Origin of the sequence: Microbacterium sp. MMO-20 (assembly GCF_037147735.1) — a bacterium.
Taxonomy (GTDB): domain Bacteria; phylum Actinomycetota; class Actinomycetes; order Actinomycetales; family Microbacteriaceae; genus Microbacterium.
In genome coordinates this window covers 120,083-135,723 of the sequence record NZ_JBBCUU010000002.1, presented here as the reverse complement: position 1 = coordinate 135,723, position 15,641 = coordinate 120,083, and the positions used below count along the sequence as shown (strand labels likewise).

General features: G+C 70.4%; 12 protein-coding genes. 9 read left to right on the top strand and 3 right to left on the bottom strand.

What is annotated here, in order from left to right; translation table 11 throughout:
* Positions 1–1,071: a winged helix DNA-binding domain-containing protein gene (locus tag WFI52_RS04255; protein WP_336625966.1), complete on the bottom strand. Its 1,071-nt coding sequence runs from the start codon at positions 1,069–1,071 to the stop codon at positions 1–3.
* Positions 1,072–1,240: 169 nt separating this feature from the next.
* Between WFI52_RS04255 and WFI52_RS04250 the strand changes: the two genes are divergently transcribed.
* Together WFI52_RS04250 and WFI52_RS04245 are read left to right on the top strand one after the other, a co-directional pair.
* Positions 1,241–2,914, top strand: coding sequence for a thiamine pyrophosphate-binding protein (locus WFI52_RS04250; protein ID WP_336625967.1), 1,674 nt, complete (start codon positions 1,241–1,243; stop codon positions 2,912–2,914).
* Positions 2,915–3,029: 115 nt separating this feature from the next.
* Positions 3,030–4,760, top strand: a complete 1,731-nt coding sequence (locus WFI52_RS04245; RefSeq protein ID WP_336625968.1) for a Na+/H+ antiporter — start codon at positions 3,030–3,032, stop codon at positions 4,758–4,760.
* A 19-nt stretch (positions 4,761–4,779) separates the two neighbouring features.
* Here the strand turns inward: WFI52_RS04245 and WFI52_RS04240 are convergent, their stop codons facing one another.
* A complete protein-coding gene (locus WFI52_RS04240) occupies positions 4,780–6,651 on the bottom strand; it encodes an FAD-dependent monooxygenase (protein ID WP_336625969.1) in 1,872 nt (623 codons plus the stop codon).
* Positions 6,652–6,765: 114 nt separating this feature from the next.
* Between WFI52_RS04240 and WFI52_RS04235 the strand changes: the two genes are divergently transcribed.
* Positions 6,766–7,476: an IclR family transcriptional regulator gene (locus WFI52_RS04235; protein ID WP_336625970.1), complete on the top strand. Its 711-nt coding sequence runs from the start codon at positions 6,766–6,768 to the stop codon at positions 7,474–7,476.
* A 67-nt stretch (positions 7,477–7,543) separates the two neighbouring features.
* Here WFI52_RS04235 and WFI52_RS04230 read toward each other — a convergent pair whose 3' ends face one another.
* Positions 7,544–8,932: an MFS transporter gene (locus WFI52_RS04230; protein ID WP_336625971.1), complete on the bottom strand. Its 1,389-nt coding sequence runs from the start codon at positions 8,930–8,932 to the stop codon at positions 7,544–7,546.
* Positions 8,933–9,046: 114 nt separating this feature from the next.
* On the opposite strand from WFI52_RS04230, the gene WFI52_RS04225 reads away from it, so the two are divergent.
* From WFI52_RS04225 to WFI52_RS04200, 6 genes are read left to right on the top strand one after another with little or no spacing between them, the layout of a single operon-like run.
* The gene (locus tag WFI52_RS04225) at positions 9,047–10,621 is read left to right on the top strand and encodes a fumarylacetoacetate hydrolase family protein (protein WP_336625972.1); all 1,575 of its coding nucleotides are present in this window, start codon (positions 9,047–9,049) and stop codon (positions 10,619–10,621) included.
* Positions 10,618–11,301, top strand: a complete 684-nt coding sequence (locus tag WFI52_RS04220) for a GntR family transcriptional regulator (protein ID WP_336625973.1) — start codon at positions 10,618–10,620, stop codon at positions 11,299–11,301. The genes WFI52_RS04225 and WFI52_RS04220 overlap by 4 nt, the downstream gene beginning before the upstream one ends.
* Positions 11,298–12,818, top strand: coding sequence for a 5-carboxymethyl-2-hydroxymuconate semialdehyde dehydrogenase (gene hpaE / locus WFI52_RS04215; protein WP_336625974.1), 1,521 nt, complete (start codon positions 11,298–11,300; stop codon positions 12,816–12,818). The genes WFI52_RS04220 and hpaE overlap by 4 nt, the downstream gene beginning before the upstream one ends.
* 32 nt (positions 12,819–12,850) lie before the next feature.
* The gene (hpaD, locus tag WFI52_RS04210) at positions 12,851–14,017 is read left to right on the top strand and encodes a 3,4-dihydroxyphenylacetate 2,3-dioxygenase (RefSeq protein ID WP_336625975.1); all 1,167 of its coding nucleotides are present in this window, start codon (positions 12,851–12,853) and stop codon (positions 14,015–14,017) included.
* Entirely contained in the window at positions 14,014–14,802 is a 789-nt protein-coding gene (locus WFI52_RS04205) for a 2-keto-4-pentenoate hydratase (protein WP_336625976.1), read from the top strand. Before hpaD ends, WFI52_RS04205 begins: the two co-directional genes overlap by 4 nt.
* On the top strand, positions 14,787–15,599 hold the full coding sequence (locus WFI52_RS04200) for an HpcH/HpaI aldolase family protein (protein WP_336625977.1): 813 nt from the start codon (positions 14,787–14,789) through the stop codon (positions 15,597–15,599). Before WFI52_RS04205 ends, WFI52_RS04200 begins: the two co-directional genes overlap by 16 nt.
* Positions 15,600–15,641 lie beyond the last annotated feature (42 nt).

Sequence of the window (15,641 nt, the reverse complement as noted above, 5' to 3'; positions counted from 1 at the left end):
TCAGCCGGTGTTGAAGCGGCGGTACCGGTCGAGGGCTGCGGCGACCTCGGCGTTCGTCGCCGCGCCGAGGACGAGAAGCTCGGGCACAGGGTCGTCCACGTGTCGGCCGACCGCGAGCGAGTGCGTCCAGACGCCGATGATCTCGCCGTCGGCGACGAGGAGAGGACGCACCATGCCGTTCGCGCCCGGGCCGACCGCGCGCGCAACCTCCGGCGGCATCCCGGCGGTGCGATCGCGGTACGACAGGTAGGACTCCTCGAACGACGGCAACGCGAGAACGCGCGGGACAGCCGGGTCGACCGCGGGAGGCCGCTGCCCCTGGAAGACTCCATCGCCGAGGTCGTCGAGGCGCGTCGCGGATGCCGCGGCCGCGCCCCGGGCGACTCCGAGCGGCAGCCCCGACCACCACGCGAAATCGTCCGCCGTCGCGGGACCGTGCCCCTCGATGTAGCGCACGAAGAACTCCGCCGGCGGATCGGCGGGTGCGGCGGATGCCGTGATCCACTCGTCGGCCAGGACGAGATACTGCTGCCGCGTCGGCGCACCGTCGCCCCGGGAGACGATCGGACCGTGCACCAGAACAGACCGCAGCGACAGCATGCGGACCACGTGCACGCCGCGCTGACCGTTCGGGTCGATTCCCGCGGCATCCCACACGTCGAACAGCTCCGCGCGGGTCAGCCGCTCCCCGCCCCGGAGGGCGTCGCGCGCGACGCGTTCGGCGCGGGCGAGCAGGTCGTCGTCGATGCCGAGCTCGCGCAGCCGCCCGGGCACGGAGCGCTGCTGGCGATCACTCGTCACCGACAGCACCCACGCGAGGTCGACGGCGGGGATGATGTGGATCGTGCCACGCTGCGTCCACGTGCGCACGAGAGCGCCGGCGTCGAACGCCGCATCGACATCGGAGAGGGTCGGCGCGCCGGCCGCGCGCGCCCCGAGCGCCCATCTGCCGCCCCAGAACTCCTGCGCCTGGACGGCCAGCATGTGCGCGGCCGCCTCGCCGACGCTCGTCGCGGGCGCCGTCAGGCGATGGGCGCGCAGCCGCGCCGCACGGAGCTCGTGGACATCCATCACCCCATCATGGCCCGCCCCGCCGACACCGCACGGGGAGGCGCAGGGCGGCGGCCGCCCTCGCTACAATCGGAGGGTCCGGCGCGCGATGACGCGCGCCGGTGCTCGAAAAAGGGGCACGCGAGACATATACGGAATCTCTCACCGTCCTCGCCTCCCAGGAGCCCCCATGCCCACCGTCTCCGCGCACGTCGCCCAGACCCTCGCCCGCCACGTCGACCACGTCTTCGGTGTCATGGGCAACGGCAACGCGCACTTCCTCGACGCTCTCGAGCGTTCCACCGACGTGCAGTACACCGCGATGCGCCACGAGGCGGGCGGCGTCGTCGCCGCCGACGCCTACTTCCGCGCGTCGGGACGCCTCGCCGCGGCGACCGCGACGTACGGCGCAGGCTTCACCAACACGCTGACCGCCCTCGCCGAGGCCGTGCAGGCGCACATGCCGCTCATCCTCGTCGTCGGCGACGAGCCGACCTCCGGCCCCCGCCCGTGGGACGTCGACCAGATCGCGCTCGCCTCCGCCGTCGGTGCGCGCACGTACACCGTCGGGCGAGCGGATGCCGCCGCGACCACCGTCATCGCGATCGAGCACGCCCTGTCCTACCGCGTCCCCACGGTGCTCGCGATCCCCTACGACGTCGCCAAGCTCGACGCAGGGGCGGTCCCTGCTGCCGCAGCGCTCCCCGAACCGCACCTTCCTGAGCCACTCGCCCCGGCGTCGCCGTTCGCCGCCGCGGCCGTCGACGAGCTCGCCCGCGCGCTGGCATCCGCCGAGCGTCCGGTCCTTCTCGCGGGCCGCGGCGCGTGGCTCGCCGGCGCGGGTGACGCGCTCGGCCGCCTCGCCGACGCGACGGGGGCGGTCACCGCGACGACCGCGCTCGGGCGCGGGATCTTCCCCCGCCCCGAGTTCGACCTCGGCGTCACAGGCGGTTTCGGCGCCGAGGCCGCGATGGAGCTCATCGGCACCGCCGACGTCGCGGTCGTCTTCGGTGCCGGCCTCAATCAGTTCACGGTGCGCTTCGGGCAGCTCTTCTCACCCGGCACGCGCGTCGTCCAGATCGACATCGCCCCCGCGGCGACCCATCCGCACGTGGGCGGCTTCGTGCGCGGCGATGCGCGCGTCGTCGCGGAGGCGCTGCTCGAGCGCCTGGCGCACGGGTCGATCCGCGAGCGCTGGCTCACCGCCGACGAGGTCGCCGCCACCCGCACCCGCGAAACCGGGGACGCCCTCGCGCCCGACGGCCGCCTCGACCCGCGCTCGGTCGCGGTGCGGATCGGTGAGCTGATGGAGTCGGATGCCTCGACGCGCGACCGCGTCGTCGTGACCGACGGCGGCCACTTTCTCGGCTGGGCGAACATGTACTGGCCGGTCGCCTCGCCCGATCGCATGATGATGGTCGGCACCGCCTATCAGTCGATCGGCCTCGGGTTCCCGTCGGTCCCCGGCGCCGCACTCGCCAAGCCCGAGGCCACGGTCGTCCTCTCCACGGGCGACGGCGGCGGACTCATGGCTCTCGCGGATCTCGAGTCGGCGGTGCGCGTCGCGGGGGGTCGCGGCCTCGCCGTCGTGTGGAACGACGCGGCCTACGGCGCCGAGGTCAACCTTTACGGCCTGCAGGGCCTGGCCCGCGAGCCCATGCTGATCCCCGAGGTCGACTTCGCCGGTCTCGCCGCATCCGTGGGCGCCCGGGGAGTGGTCGTCCGCACCCTCGCCGACCTCGACGCGCTCGCCGAGTGGACAGCCACCCCGGCATCCGAGCGGCCGTATCTCCTCCTCGACTGCCGTATCTCGGGAGACGTCATCGCGCCGTATCAGCAGGAGATCATCCGCGTGAACTCCTGACGCCCGGCTTCTTCGGCGGGCCCGCCGGCGCCGCGCACGACCCGGCGGGGAATGCGAGAGCCTGGCAGAACGCTGATCCCTGAGCGCACACTGAGTGTGGATGGGGAGGGATGCCATGGAAGGTCTCGAAGTCACGGTCCTGCTGGGGCTCGCGATTCTGGTCGGGACGGTGCTCGCGCCGCGCCTGCGGATCGCGACTCCCCTCGTGCTCGTCGTCATCGGGCTGCTGCTCGGGTTCGTCCCGGCGCTGCGCGACATCCAACTGCCGCCCGAGACCGTGCTTCTCCTCTTCCTGCCGGTGATGCTCTTCTGGGAGAGCCTCACGACGTCGCTGCGCGCCGTCCGCCGATCGCTGCGCTACATCGTCCCGATGTCGACCCTCCTCGTCGTCGCGTCGGCGTTCGCCGTGGCGTGGATCGCGACCCTCTTCGGGGTGCCTTTCCACACGGCGCTCCTCCTCGGCGCCGCCGTGGCGCCTCCGGATGCCACAGCGGTCGCCGCCCTCGGGCGCCTGCTCCCGGAGCGCATGTTCATGAAGCTCAAGGCCGAGAGCCTGACGAACGACGGAACGGCGCTCGTGCTCTACGCGATCGCCCTCTCGCTCGCCCTCGGCGAGAACGTCACAGGGTGGTCGATCACGGGCATGATCGCCCTCTCGTACCTCGGCGGGGCCGCAGCCGGCATCGCGGTGGCGGCGTTGGCCTACCTGGCGCTGCGGCGCGCGAGCCACGCGCTCGTCATCAACACCACGCTCCTGCTCGTGCCGTTCGCCGCGTTCCTGCTCGCGGAGATCATCGGCGCCTCGGGCGTTCTGGCGGTGGTCTTCGCCGGACTCATCGTGGCCTGGTCGCACGCGCGCATCACGACCGCGACGTCACGACGCCAGGCGCTGTCGGCGTGGCCATTCGGCGTCTACCTGCTCAACGGGGCGTTGTTCGTGCTCATCGGGCTCGAAGTGCAGTACGTCGTCCACGACGTCCCGGCCCGACAGCTCGGCATCCTCGTCGCCATCACGATCGCGACCTGGGTCGCGCTGATCGTCGTCCGGTATCTGTTCCAGACCCTGTCCGCGCCGTTCTCCCGACCGCCGGGAGCCCCGCGGTTCGGCCATCACCGGGCACGCGTCGTCAACACGTTCGCCGGGTTCCGCGGCGCCGTCTCGCTCGCGATCGCGCTTTCCGTGCCGGCATCCATCGCGGGCATCGGCGAACTCACCGGCCGAGACATCGTCGTGTTCGTGACGGGCGGGGTGATCCTGCTGAGCCTGCTCGTGCAGGGGCCGCTCCTCCCCGCGATCGTGCGCTGGGCGCGCCTGCCGCAGGATGAGACCGCGGCGGAGGAGTACGAGCTGGCGCAGCGCACGATCACGGGCGCGGCTGTCGCCGCGCTCGACGACCTCGCCGCCGAGCACGGCATCAGCGACGAGGTGCGCGACCGCGCGCGTCGCGAGACCTACGAGTACCTCGAGCTCGCCAACGCCCGCGCTTACGCCCGGCAGAACCGCGCCGACGCGGCATCCATCGCCGAGCTCGAGAGCATGCTCGCGACACCCGACGCCGCAGGCGGCAGGGCTCCCACCGCCGAGGGCGGAGTGGCGGCTGCGGCCTCGCCGACCTCACCGCTCGAGATGATCGCGACGAGCGACGACATCGACCTCACCCAGCGCTCGCCGATCACTCGACACGAGGAGGCGACGCGACTGCGCCTCGCGGTGCTCGACCGCAAGCGCGCCGTGCTGCAGCGATTGCGGCGCGAGGGCACGATCGACGACCTCGTCGTCCGACGCATCGAGGGCCATCTCGACATCGACGAGCTGCGGTTGCGCGGCGTCGACCAGGTCGACTGAGCGCGACCGCGCAGCCGACTCAGCCCTGCGGCAGCAACCAGGCGTCGAAGAAGGAGGTCAGTTCGTCGGTCGCCTCGAGCGGAAGTACGGCGGCGACGTACTGGTCGGGGCGGACGACCACGACGACGCCGTCTCGTGAGAGTCCACGCTCGGCGAAGATGTCGGTCTCGTTCCAGCGGTTGGGTGCGGCGGCGAAGACCTTCTCCCAGTCGGTGAGGTGCAGCGGACCCGTGCGCGGACGGAAGACCGCCGGCACGCGCGTGACGTCGATCTCGTCATAGCCCCCCGGGTAGATCACCTTCGCGTCGAAGACGGCGTCGACGTCCGCCCCGGCGGGCGTGTGCCGCACGACGGGTGAATCCGGCGCGTCGCCGAGCCAGGCCGCGAAGTCGGCGAGCGCCGTGCCCGCGGCATCCGCGAAGGCGTAGATCCGCCAGCGGCCGTCGGCCTTCGCGTGATGCCCGAGGTGCACGACGTTGCCGTCTGCCGCGAGCGTGACGGGGGCGCTCTTGAAGCGCTTGCCGATCGGGAATCCCGTCGCGAGATCCTGATGCTCGGCCCCCGCGACGATGCCCCCGTCCGCCGCGTACTGCGTCATGAATCCGGACGGGAACTCGGCTGTCGCGAGGTAGTAGGTCGCGAGGTCTTCGGGGTCGCTGATCTCTTCCGGCTTTCGCGCCATGAGGCTCGACCACTCCTTGTCGAAGTCGATGAGCTGCTGGGCGACCGGGCGACGCTCGGCGGCATACGTCGACAGGAGGGACGCCGGGGCGAGGCCCGTCACGACCGAGCCGAGCTTCCATCCGAGGTTGAAGCCGTCCTGCATCGAGACGTTCATCCCCTGCCCCGCCTTCGCGCTGTGGGTGTGGCATGCATCGCCGGTGAGGAAGACCCGCGGGAGGCGGTCGGTGCCGTGCGCGTCGTCGAAGCCGTCGGTGACCCGGTGGCCGACCTCGTAGACGCTGTGCCAGGCGACCTCCCGCACGTCGAGCGTGTAGGGGTGGAGGATCTCGTTCGCGCGGCGGATGATCTCCTCGATCGGCGTCTGCCGCACGCGGTGGTCGTCGTCTGCGGCGACCGCGCCGAGGTCGACGTACACGCGACTGAGGTAGCCGCCCTCGCGCGGGATGTGCAGGATGTTGCCCGCCTCGGCGTTGATCGCGCACTTGATGCGCCAGTCGGGGAAGTCGGTCTCGACGAGCACGTCCATGACGCCCCACGCGTGCTGCGAGATGTCGCCGACGTGCACACGCCCGATCTCCGCGCGAACGCGACTGCGTGCGCCGTCGCAGCCGACGACGTAGCGGGCGCGGATCGTGCGCTCGGTGCCGTCGGCATCCTTCAGGCGCACCTCGACGGGGGCGCTCTCGTCGCCCGGCACGGTGAGTCCGAGGAACTCGACCCCGTAATCCGGCGCGATGCGGCCTGGGCCGTGCGCGGCGGCCTCGGCGAAGTAGTCGAGCACACGGGCCTGGTTGACGATGAGGTGCGGGAACTCGCTGATGTCGTACGCGTAATCGGCTGTGCGCGAGCGCCGGACGATACGGCTCGGATCGGCGGGGTCGGGGCCCCAGAAGTTCATCCAGCCGATGTTGTACGCCTCGGCGACGATCCGCTCCGCGAAGCCGAAGGCCTGGAACGTCTCGACGCTGCGCGGCTGGATGCCGTCGGCTTGGCCGATCGCGAGACGCCCGTCGCGGCGTTCGACGATGCGCGTCACGACACCGGGATACTGCGAGAGCTGGGCCGCGAGCAGCATGCCCGCGGGACCGGATCCGACGATCAGGACGTCGACCTCGTCGGGAACCTCCACGGGGCGGTCGATCCCGGTTCCGGCAGCGGACTGGACGCGCGGGTCGGCTGAGACGTACCCGTGGTGGTGGAACTGCATCGTTGTCGATCCCTTCCTCGGACGGCGATGTCGAGGGTTGCTGTCGCGGAGCATGTGTTCTATATTAGAACACAACGTTCTACTATTGAACAGATCGTATACGAAAAGGATGCCATGACACAAGCACCCGCCTCGCAGACGCTCAGTCGCGGCATCCGGATCCTGGAGATCCTCTCCGACGCGCGCACGCCCCTCACGATCGACGAGGTCGCGGCCGAGCTGGGGGTGCACCGCTCGATCGCCTACCGCCTGCTGCGAACGCTCGAGGACCACGCCCTCGTCTCCCGCGACGCCAGCGGGCGGCTCGCTCTGGGCGCGCGGATCGCGGCGCTCGCGGCGGGCGTCGCGCACGATCTGCAGGCCGAGGCGCTCCCCGAGTTGACCGCGGTGGCCAACGAACTCGGCATGACATGCTTCCTCGCGGTCCTCGACCGCGAGGAGTGCGTCACCCTCGCGAGCGTGGAGCCGCGCCACGCGATCGCGTCGGTCGCGCAGCGGCCCGGGGCGCGGCATGCGATCACGGTGGGCGCGCCGAGCAAGGCGATCCTCGCGGCACTCCCCGAGGGCGAGTGGCCCGTCGACCCGGCACCCGCGCTGCGCGCCCAGATCGCCGAGGCGCGCGAACGCGGCTACGCGACGAGCCACGACGAGGTGATCCCGACGGTTCAGGCCGTCGCGGTGCCGCTGCGACTCGGCGGCTCGCAGCGCCCGCACCGCCCCGCGGCGATCGCCGTCGTCCATGTCGGCACGGGCACCGACCCGGCTGTGCTCGCGGCACGGCTCGAGCTCTCCGCCGCGGCGATCCGCGGCGCGCTCGGCGGCTGAGCCGCGCGCCCGGCGCGAACGCGCGAGGGGATGCCGAGGCGCACGCCCCGGCATCCCCTCATCTCCATCAGGCCTGCGCGACTCCGTAGATCGGACTCTTCGCCTGCTCGGTCTCGTGGTCGGGCCCGAGCGGGATGCCACTGCGGTCGCGCAGCAGCAGCGTGGCGATGAGGCCGAGCGCCGTCATGCCGGCGAGGTACCACGTGACGCCGACCGTGGAACCGGTCGCCTGCACGATCGCCTGCGCGATCGTCGGAGCGAACGCGCCGCCGAGGATCGCACCGATCGCGTACGAGATCGAGACGCCCGAGAAGCGGATGGATGCCGGGAAGAGCTCCGCATACAGCGCCGCCTGCGGCCCGTACGTGAAGCCGAGGCCGACGGTGAGGATCACGAGGCCGAGGGTCAGCATGACGATCGAACCCGTGTTCACGAGCGGGAACAGGAGGAAGACACCGAGGAGCTGCATGATCCAGCCCGCGATGTAGGTCGTGCGCCGACCGATGCGGTCGGAGATCCACCCCGACAGGAACGTGAACAGCAGCCACGTGACGGCCGAGAGGGTGACGGCGCCCAGCACGTCAGCTGTAGCGAGGCCGATCGGGCCCTTGGGGTCGGTGGCGTAGCGCTGGATGTACCCGCCGGTGGTCATGTAGCCGACCGCGTTGTTGCCCGCGAAGACGAGCGCGGCGATGATCACGAGCAGGGCGTGCTTGCGGAAGAGCTGGACGATCGGCATCCGCGTCTCCTCCTTGCGCTCGGCGAGCTCGGTGAACACCGGGCTCTCCTCGACGCGGCGGCGAACGTAGTAGCCGATGATGATGAGGACGAACGACAGCAGGAACGGCACGCGCCAGCCCCACTGCAGGAAAGCCTCACCGGGCGCGATCAGCGCCATGAGGGTCAGGATGCCGGACGCGAGGAGCAGACCGAGCGGCACACCCATCTGCGGCGACGCGCCGAAGAGGCCGCGCTTCGCGCGCGGCGCATGCTCGACGGCCATGAGGACCGCCCCGCCCCACTCGCCGCCGGCAGAGACGCCCTGCAGGATGCGGAGCAGGATCAGCAGGATCGGGGCCGCGATGCCGATCGCGGAGTACGTCGGCAGGAGACCGACGAGCGTCGTCGCGATGCCCATGAGGATCAGGGTGATCATGAGGACGACGCGGCGACCGTACTTGTCTCCGAAATGACCCGCGAGGAACGCGCCGAACGGCCGGAAGAGGAAGCTGATGCCGACCGTGATGAACGAAAGAACCTGCGCGAACCCCTCGCCGGCGGGCGCGAAGAACAGCTGACCGAAGACGAGTCCGGCCGCAGACGCGTAGATGAAGAAGTCGTACCACTCGACGGTCGTTCCGACGACGGTCGCGAAGACGACGCGGCGGCGATCGGCGTGGGTGGCGATGGTGCCGGTGGGGGTGAATCCGGCGGGATCGGGGTGTTGCGCACTCATGGGTGTGACTCCAGTGTCGGTGTGACGTCTTCGTCTCGAAGGCGGGAAGCTTCTCTTGCCCACCCTTCGCCAATCATATACGATTTCGAATACGACGCAAGGGCGAGGGAGCTCATGATCAACGACCACACCACCGGTGCCGCAGCCGCCGACGACCGCTACGCGGGTCTCCCCGGTCGGCCGGGCAAGATCATCGCGGTGCACCTGAGCTACGTGTCGCGCGCAGATCAGCGCGGCCGACGGCCCGCCGCACCCTCCTACTTCTTCAAGGCATCCAGCTCGGTCGCCGCCTCGGGCGGCGTCATCGAACGCCCCGTCGGCACCGAACTGCTCGCGTTCGAGGGAGAGATCGCGCTCGTGATCGGTGAGCCCGCGCGCCACGTGCGACTCGCGGATGCGTGGAACCACGTGGCCTGGGTCACGGCCTCCAACGATCTCGGTCTGTACGACCTGCGCGCGAACGACAAGGGCTCCAACGTGCGTTCGAAGGGCGGCGACGGCTACACGCCGATCGGCCCGCACCTCATCGACGCGCGCACCGTCGACCCCGCAGCGCTCCGTGTGCGGACGTGGGTCAACGGCGAGATCCGTCAGGACGACACGACCGCGGGGCTCCTCTTCCCTCTCGCGCAGTTCGTCGCCGACCTCTCACAGCACTTCACGCTCGAGACGGGCGACGTCATCCTCACCGGCACACCCGCCGGGTCCTCGGTCATCGTGCCCGGCGACGTCGTCGAGGTCGAGGTGGATGCCCCGGTATCCGGCGCGACGTCAGGACGCCTCGTGACGACCGTCGTCGCAGGTGCCGACATCGCGTTCGACGAGACCGTCGGCTCGCTCCCGGCGGTCGACGACACGCAGCGCGAAGAAGCCTGGGGCTCCCGCGCAGAGGCGGGCCTGCCGCCGGCGTCACCCGAGGGTGCACTCGTTTCGCGCGAGGGTGCACTCGCGCCGCGCGGCGAGAGCACCCTCGGCGCGAACGAGAGCACCCTCGGTGCGGAACTGCGCACGAAGCTCGAGCGGGTTCCGGTCGCGGGGCTCAGCCAGCAGCTGCGCAAGCGCGGCCTCAACAACGTCACGATCGACGGCGTGCGGCCGCTGCACCCCGAGCAGAAGCTCGTCGGCACGGCCAAGACCCTGCGGTTCGTGCCCGGTCGCGAAGACCTGTTCGCGAGCCACGGCGGAGGCTACAACGCGCAGAAGCGCGCGTTCGACGCCGTCGGCGCAGGCGAGGTCATCGTCATCGAAGCCCGCGGCGAGGCCGGATCGGGCACGCTCGGTGACATCGTCGCCATCCGCGCGCACGCCCGGGGCGCGGCGGGCATCGTCACCGACGGCGGGGTGCGCGATGCCGAGGCGGTCACCGCCGTCGGCATCCCCGTGTACACGGTCGGCGCGCACCCGGCGGTCCTCGGCCGCAAGCACGTTCCGTGGGATCACGACGTCACGATCGCCTGCGGGGGCACGACGGTGCAGCCGGGCGACATCATCGTCGGCGACGCCGACGGCGTCATCGTGATCCCGCCCGGCCTCGCCGAGGAGGTCGTCGATGCGGCTCTCGCTCAGGAAGTCGAGGATGCCTGGGTCGCCGCCCGCGTCGCCGAGGGACACCCTGTCGACGGGCTCTTCCCGATGAACAAGACCTGGCGGGCGAGGTACGACGCCGAGACCCAGGGGCCGGACGCATGACCCCCGTCGCCACCGGCAGCAAGTCGGAGGTCGCCTACGACTGGATCCGCGCACGCATCGCGAACCACGAGTACGGACCGGGGTACCGGCTCGTCCTCGGAACGATCGCGACCGAGCTCGACATGAGCGTCGTGCCGGTGCGGGAGGCGATCCGCCGACTCGAGGCCGAGCACCTCGTCACCTTCGAGAAGAACGTCGGCGCCCGCGTGTCGGTCGTCGACGAGGAGGCCTACATCCACACGATGCAGACCCTGAGCCTCGTCGAGGGCTACGCGACTCGCCTCGCGGCCCCCTTCGTCACGGCTGACGACCTCGCTCAGGCCGCCGAGATCAACGCGCGCATGCACCGGCTCATCGACGATTTCGACCCGTACGCGTACACGCAGCTCAACCAGCGCTTCCACGCCGTGCTCTTCGATCGCTGCCCCAATCCGCACATCCTCGACCTCGTCGACCGCGGCTGGTCGCGGCTCGCGGGGCTGCGTGACACGAGCTTCGCGCTGATCCCGAGCAGGCCGCGGCACTCGGTCGAGGAGCACGACCAGATCCTCGAACTCATCCGCACCGAGGCGGATGCCGACGAGCTCGAGATGTTCACCCGCAACCACCGCCTGCGCACGCTCGACGCGTTCCTCAAGGCCCGCCACAACGAAGCCACACCCACGACGGAGACACCATGACCGACACCACCTCTCCCGCGCTCGATGTCCGCCACGTCCCGGCGGATCTCCCTGACCGCATCCGGCACTACATCGACGGCGCGTTCGTCGACTCGCAGGACGGAGACACCTTCGACGTCCTCGAGCCGGTCTCGAACGAGGTCTACGTCCAGGCATCCGCGGGCAAGAAAGCCGACATCGACCTCGCCGTCGCGGCCGCCCGTCGCGCCTTCACCGACGGCCCGTGGCCGCGCATGCTGCCGCGCGAGCGCTCGCGCATCCTGCACAAGATCGCCGACATCGTGGAGTCGCGCGACGCGCGCCTCGCCGAACTCGAGTCGTTCGACTCCGGCCTGCCCATCACGCAGGCGCTCGGCCAGGCCCGGCGCGCCGCCGAGAACTTCCGCTTCTTCGCCGACCTGATCGTGGCGCAGTCGGACGACACGTTCAAGGTGCCCGGCCGTCAGATCAACTACGTCAACCGCAAGCCGATCGGTGTCGCGGGGCTCATCACGCCGTGGAACACCCCTTTCATGCTCGAGTCGTGGAAGCTCGGACCCGCGCTCGCGACGGGCAACACGGTGGTGCTGAAGCCCGCCGAGTTCACTCCCCTCTCGGCATCCCTCTGGGCCGAGATCTTCGAAGAGGCGGGGCTCCCCCAGGGCGTCTTCAACCTCGTCAACGGGCTCGGCGAAGACGCCGGCGACGCTCTCGTGAAGCACCCCGATGTGCCCCTCATCTCCTTCACGGGCGAGAGCCGCACGGGCCAGATCATCTTCGGCAACGCCGCGCCGTTCCTCAAGGGACTGTCGATGGAGCTCGGCGGCAAGAGCCCCGCGATCGTCTTCGCCGACGCCGACCTGGATGCCGCGATCGACGCCACCATCTTCGGCGTCTTCTCCCTGAACGGCGAGCGCTGCACCGCGGGCTCGCGCATCCTCGTGCAGCGCGAGGTCTACGACGAGTTCGTCGAGCGCTACGCCGCGCAGGCGCAGCGCGTCAAGGTCGGGTACCCCCACGACCCCGCCACCGAGGTCGGCGCGCTCGTTCACCCCGAGCACTTCGAGAAGGTCATGAGCTACGTCGAGATCGGCAAGGGCGAGGGCCGCCTCGTCGCCGGCGGCGGGCAGCCCGAGGGATTCGAATTCGGCAACTTCGTCGCCCCCACGGTGTTCGCCGACGTCTCCCCCGACGCCCGCATCTTCCAGGAGGAGATCTTCGGTCCGGTCGTCGCGATCACGCCCTTCGACACCGACGAAGCGGCGCTCGCACTCGCGAACAACACGAAGTACGGCCTCGCCGCGTACGTCTGGACGAACGATCTCAAGCGGGCGCACAACTTCGCGCAGTCCGTCGAAGCCGGAATGGTCTGGCTGAACTCGAACAACGTGCGCGACCTCCGCACCCCGTTCGGCGGTGTCAAGGCCTCCGGCCTCGGGCACGAGGGCGGATATCGCTCGATCGACTTCTACACCGACCAGCAGGCCGTGCACATCACGCTCGGCAAGGTCCACAACCCCACCTTCGGCAAGAACTGATCCGACCGCAGGCAGAAAGCAAGGATGCTGAGATGACCGAACGCTCCCAGATGACGAAGACCTCCTCCGGCTTCTTCGTGAGCCAAGAGGCGCCGATCGAGACGGACAACCCGATCGCGACGCCGCTGGCCTCCCCGCCCGACATCCTGCGCTGCGCGTACATGGAGCTCGTGGTGACCGACCTCGCGGCATCCCGGCAGTTCTACGTCGACGTGCTCGGGCTCTACGTCACCGAGGAGGACGACACCGCGATCTACCTCCGTTCGACGGAGGAGTTCATCCACCACAATCTCGTGCTGCGCAAGGGCGCTGTCGCGGCCGTCGCCGCGTTCTCGTACCGGGTGCGCGAGGCAGCCGACCTCGACCGCGCCGAAGCGTTCTACCGCGAGCTCGGCTGCGACGTGCGGCGCGCGCCCGAAGGCTTCGTGAAGGGCATCGGCGATTCGGTGCGCGTCGTCGATCCGCTGGGCTTTCCGATCGAGTTCTTCCACCAGACAGACCACGTCGAGCGGATGAGCTGGCGCTACGACGTGCACATCCCCGGCGAGCTCGTGCGCCTCGACCACTTCAACCAGGTGACCCCGGATGTCCCGCGCGCCGTCAAGTTCATGCAGGACCTCGGCTTCCGCGTGACGGAGGACATCCAGGACGAAGCCGGCACCGTGTACGCCGCGTGGATGCGCCGTAAGCCCACCGTGCACGACACCGCGATGACCGGCGGTGACGGCCCCCGTATGCACCACGTGTGCTTCGCGACGCACGAGAAGCACAACATCCTCGCCATCTGCGACAAGCTCGGTGCGCTCCGCCGCTCCGACGCCATCGAGCGCGGCCCCGGCCGCCACGGCGTCTCGAACGCGTTCTACCTGTACCTGCGCGACCCCGACGGCCACCGCGTCGAGGTCTACACGCAGGACTACTACACCGGCGACCCCGACAATCCGGTCGTCACGTGGGACGTGCACGACAACCAGCGCCGCGACTGGTGGGGCAACCCCGTCGTTCCGTCGTGGTACACGGATGCCTCGCTCGTTCTCGATCTCGACGGCAACCCGCAGCCTGTCGTCGCCCGTACCGACGACAGCGAGATGGCGGTGACGATCGGCGCCGACGGCTTCAGCTACACGCGGCCGGACGAGGGCGAGGCATCCCTGCCCGAGTGGAAGCAGGGCGAGTACAAGCTGGGCAATCAGCTGTGACGCTCACACCCGATCAGATCGCGGCGATCGCCGACGAGCTCGCCGAGGCCGACCGCGCGCACGCGGTGATCCCGCGGATCACCGCGCGATATCCGGATGCCACGGTCGAGGACTCCTACGCGATCCAGGGGGTGTGGCGCGACCGGATGGTTGCAGCGGGCCGCACCCTCGTCGGGCGGAAGATCGGGCTGACGTCGAAGGCGATGCAGCAGGCGACCGGCATCACCGAGCCCGACTACGGCGTGATGTTCGACGACACGGTCTACCGCTCCGGAGACGAGATCGACACCGCCCACTTCTCGAACGTGCGGATCGAGGTCGAGCTCGCGTTCGTGCTCGGCTCGTCGCTCGAGGGCCCGGACTGCACGCTCGAGGACGCCCTCGCCGCGATCGACTACGCCGTCCCCGCGCTCGAGGTGCTGAACTCGCACATCGAGCTCGAGGGACGGACGATCGTCGACACGATCAGCGACAACGCCGCCTACGGGGCGATGGTTCTGGGCGACGTGCACAAGCGCCCGGACGAGATCGACCTGCGCTGGGTGCCCGGCGTGCTCAGCCGGAACGGCGAGATCGAGGAGACCGGGGTCGCGGCGGGGGTTCTCGGTCACCCCGCCACGGGCGTGGCCTGGCTCGCCAACAAGTTCGCGCAGCACGGTGCCAGACTCGAACCGGGCGAGATCATCCTCGCCGGGTCGTTCACTCGCCCGATGTGGGTGTCGGCGGGCGACGAGGTCCGCGCCGACTTCGGGCCGATGGGAGTCATCGAATGTCGTTTCGTCTGAGCCCGACCTTCCGGGATCGACTCGCCGCCGCCTCCGCCGACTCCCGGCCGCTCGCCGGCGGCTGGGTGTGCACGGGGTCGCCGCTGGTCGCCGAGATCATGGCGGGGGCGGGCCTGGACTGGCTGCTCGTCGACATGGAGCACACGCCGAACACCCTCGACACGGTGCTCGCTCAGCTGCAGGCGATCGACGGCTCGCCTGCGACACCCGTCGTCCGAGTGCCGGTGGGTGATGTCGTGACGATCAAGCAGGTGCTCGACCTCGGTGCGCAGAACATCCTCGTGCCGATGGTGTCATCCGCGGCGGAGGCCGAGGACGTCGTCGCGGCCGTCCGCTACCCGCCCCGCGGCCGACGCGGCGTCGGCTCCGCTCTCGCGCGCTCGGCGCGCTGGAACCGCGTCGACGACTACCTCGCGAATGCGGATGCGTACGTCTCGTTGTTCGTCCAGATCGAGACGGCGGCCGGAGTGGATGCCGCGGCCGAGATCGCCGCCGTCGACGGCGTCGACGGCGTCTTCGTGGGTCCGAGCGATCTCGCAGCCTCGCTCGGTCTCATCGGCCAGCAGACGCACCCCGACGTCACCGCCGGCGTGCTGCGCGCGTTCGCGGCGGTGCGCGCTGCCGGCAAGCCCGTCGGCGTCAACGCGTTCGATCCCGCGGTCGCGCAGTCGTACCTCGACGCGGGCGCGTCGTTCGTGCTCGTCGGCGCCGACGTGGCACTGCTCGCCCGCGGATCCGAGGCCCTCGCCGCACGATGGAGCCCGACCCCGGAAGGCTCCGCGCGCGCCGGGTACTGACGGCGGCCCCACGACCGACGGCCGGCGGCTGCGCGACGACTC

What these genes read in the sequence shown, in the direction of transcription:
- WFI52_RS04255 (WP_336625966.1), bottom strand. Translation starts at nt 1,071, where the DNA reads ATGGATGTCCACGAGCTCCGTGCGGCGCGGCTGCGCGCCCATCGCCTG.
- WFI52_RS04250 (WP_336625967.1), top strand. Translation starts at nt 1,241, where the DNA reads ATGCCCACCGTCTCCGCGCACGTCGCCCAGACCCTCGCCCGCCACGTC.
- WFI52_RS04245 (WP_336625968.1), top strand. Translation starts at nt 3,030, where the DNA reads ATGGAAGGTCTCGAAGTCACGGTCCTGCTGGGGCTCGCGATTCTGGTC.
- WFI52_RS04240 (WP_336625969.1), bottom strand. Translation starts at nt 6,651, where the DNA reads ATGCAGTTCCACCACCACGGGTACGTCTCAGCCGACCCGCGCGTCCAG.
- WFI52_RS04235 (WP_336625970.1), top strand. Translation starts at nt 6,766, where the DNA reads ATGACACAAGCACCCGCCTCGCAGACGCTCAGTCGCGGCATCCGGATC.
- WFI52_RS04230 (WP_336625971.1), bottom strand. Translation starts at nt 8,932, where the DNA reads ATGAGTGCGCAACACCCCGATCCCGCCGGATTCACCCCCACCGGCACC.
- WFI52_RS04225 (WP_336625972.1), top strand. Translation starts at nt 9,047, where the DNA reads ATGATCAACGACCACACCACCGGTGCCGCAGCCGCCGACGACCGCTAC.
- WFI52_RS04220 (WP_336625973.1), top strand. Translation starts at nt 10,618, where the DNA reads ATGACCCCCGTCGCCACCGGCAGCAAGTCGGAGGTCGCCTACGACTGG.
- hpaE (WP_336625974.1), top strand. Translation starts at nt 11,298, where the DNA reads ATGACCGACACCACCTCTCCCGCGCTCGATGTCCGCCACGTCCCGGCG.
- hpaD (WP_336625975.1), top strand. Translation starts at nt 12,851, where the DNA reads ATGACCGAACGCTCCCAGATGACGAAGACCTCCTCCGGCTTCTTCGTG.
- WFI52_RS04200 (WP_336625977.1), top strand. Translation starts at nt 14,787, where the DNA reads ATGTCGTTTCGTCTGAGCCCGACCTTCCGGGATCGACTCGCCGCCGCC.